The organism is Monashia sp. HAY1-2A (genome assembly GCF_056755315.1).
Genome location: NZ_JBNDHY010000924.1, coordinates 1 through 212 on the forward strand (window position 1 = coordinate 1; position 212 = coordinate 212).

Sequence of the window (212 nt, forward strand, 5' to 3'; positions counted from 1 at the left end):
CCCCCCCCCCCCCCCCCCCCCCCCCCCCCCCCCCCCCCCCCCCCCCCCCCCCCCCCCCCCCCCCCTCCCAAACAAAAACCCCCCCCCCCAGATTACTACGCGTCTCGTGGGCTCGGAGATGTGTATAAGAGACAGGATCTACCCATGGCCAGGTTGAAGCGCAGGTAAGACTGCGTGGAGGACCGAACCCACTTAGGTTGAAAACTGAGGGG

At 68.9% G+C, this 212-nt stretch carries 1 rRNA gene; it reads left to right on the forward strand.

Annotation, left to right across the window (positions count from 1 at the left end):
- Window positions 1–135 precede the first annotated feature (135 nt).
- Window positions 136–212: ribosomal RNA gene (locus tag ACPYOM_RS24405) — 23S ribosomal RNA — on the forward strand; the annotation flags it as partial.